Raw genomic sequence first — 2,273 nt, 5'->3', positions numbered from 1 at the left:
TTTAAATCACCTCAAGCATTGTATTACTTCTATTTTAAAATAAAAAAGACTGCAGACAAGCACGATTTTCATCGAGTTTGTCGACAGTCTGAGAGCCTGCATTTCTGCAGGCTCTTTTTATGCTGTAAAAAACACAAAAATAGTGCTTTCTTGCCCTTCAAAAAACAGCCTCTTTTTTATGTCTGCCATTCATAAGTTTTCCAAAACCGGCAACAATAAGCGTAATGCCAAAAATGATGGTGATTTTCCTATGAAAAGTTGGTTGAAAAATAAGCGAATTAAAGAGGATATCCAGCATAAGGAATGGGAACAGTCCTTAATTAAATCCAAAGACTTTAAGAAAATTTTTTATTATAACCAAAAAACAAATGTTCGTTTCGGGCTTACGTTCATGTCCACTTTGGTGGATGAGAATGTCATTCAGGATGGCATACTTCCAAATTTGCTGGAAGAAGAATTCCGGGAAATTGAAGATATTAAACAGCTGGTCCCCATAGCAGATGTCCAAATCTGTGACGATCCATCATTAATTGAACAAAAGATTATGAATGGATATGTGATGCTGACCATCGAAACAGAGCTTAAGCACTTTGGCTTTATTGCAGCTCAAAAGGAGATTGTCAGGAGTATAACCCAGCCAGAAGTCGAATTCTCTGTTATTGGCCCTAAGGAAGCGTTTGTGGAGTCATTGGGGCAAAACCTAAATCTCATCCGGAAGCGTCTGCCTGTTAAAGAACTGATTGTGGAAGAGTTTACTCTTGGCAGCTTGTCTAAAACGGGAGTCGCCATGCTGTATATGGAAAACATTACGAACGAGGATAATGTCAATGCTGTCAGACAGCGGCTTTCAAATGTAAAGTTTGATGCCATTACAGACAGTTCCTTTATCGTTCAGCTGATTTCGGATAACTCAAACTCTCCTTTCCCGCAGCTTCTCGATACGGAAAGGCCTGACAGGGTAGCAGGTATTTTAGCTGAAGGAAAAATTGCGATTGTGGTAGATGGATCGCCTCATGTCCTAATTACGCCAACAACACTTGTTGAGTTTTTTAGTTCATTTGAAGATTATTTTTTAAATTGGCTGCTATCGTCCTTTTTCCGTTTGATCCGTTTATTTGCGGTTGCCTTTTCAATCCTTATTACACCTATTTATGTGGCAGCACTGTCTTATCATTATGAACTTATTCCAAAAGATTTGATGAGTACTTTAATTACATCAAGGAGGGAAATTCCCCTCCCTCCGATTCTTGAAGCATTATTCCTGGAACTGACGATTGAACTGCTGCGGGAGGCCGGAGCCCGGCTCCCTACAAAAGTCGGCCAGACAATCGGCATCGTGGGCGGGATTGTTATCGGGACAGCTTCAGTAGAAGCCGGACTGACGAGTAATGTCCTCCTAATTATCGTGGCCCTTGCCGCTCTTGCTTCCTTCACTACGCCGGTATACAGGATGGGCAATACAATCCGTTTGCTCCGCTTCCCCTTCTTATTTTTTGCTGAGCTTTGGGGGCTGCTTGGAATTGTTTTTTGTTTTTGTATATTGCTGACTCATTTAATCAGGCTTACATCTCTTGGAAGGCCATTTCTTGAGCCTCTGTATCCGCCAAGGGTTACTGATATGAAAGACGCGCTTATCAGGCTTCCATTTCAAAAGCAATACAAGAGGCCGCTCTTTTTACGAACTAAAAATCCTTTCCGCTTTAGCAAGAAAAAAGCTAAAGAGAAAAAGGATATTGATGACTAACACGGGAGCGGGGACGCAGTTTTATACAGCAGCCAGTTACCAATCATGAAACGGAGGTGAACCAGATGCAGGAGCAGCCAGTACCAGACAGATTGAAGATATCTCCATTTCTAGTGTTTTATTTAATTATGTCCATGCAAATTGGCATCGGGGTTCTTGGCTATCAGAGAATCATCGCAAAGGATGCAGGCTATGATGCCTGGATGTCCATCCTGTTTGCCGGGGGATGCATACATATCATTCTATGGATGATTTATAAAGTTGCCGAAACGGTTGATGGAGATTTTGTGACAGCCCATAAGTACCTTACAGGCAATTTTATTGGCAAGGCAATCAGCTCCATTTTCATAGGCTACTTTATTTTGTACGCCGTAGCTGTAGTACGAACATTTATCGAGGTCATTCAAGTGTGGATGTTTCCGGAGCTTAGCACGTTCTGGTTCTCCTTTGGATTCATGATTCTTTGTACTTATATCATTTTTGGAGGATTCAGAACGGTAGTCGGTACAGCCTTTTTCGGCCTTGTATT

At 41.5% G+C, this 2,273-nt stretch carries 2 protein-coding genes; both read left to right on the top strand.

The window, feature by feature from the left end; genetic code table 11:
* Positions 1 to 250: 250 nt before the first annotated feature.
* Complete coding sequence (locus L634_RS0128450) at positions 251 to 1,744, top strand: spore germination protein (protein ID WP_026585300.1); 1,494 nt, start codon at positions 251 to 253, stop codon at positions 1,742 to 1,744.
* A gap of 65 nt (positions 1,745 to 1,809) precedes the next feature.
* Positions 1,810 to 2,273 (top strand): GerAB/ArcD/ProY family transporter (locus L634_RS0128445; protein WP_026585299.1); only part of this gene is annotated, 464 nt, incomplete at its 3' end.

The sequence above is a fragment of the Bacillus sp. J33 genome (genome assembly GCF_000518885.1).
Lineage (GTDB): Bacteria > Bacillota > Bacilli > Bacillales > Cytobacillaceae > Cytobacillus.
This window is presented reverse-complemented; position numbering and strand designations above follow the sequence as displayed.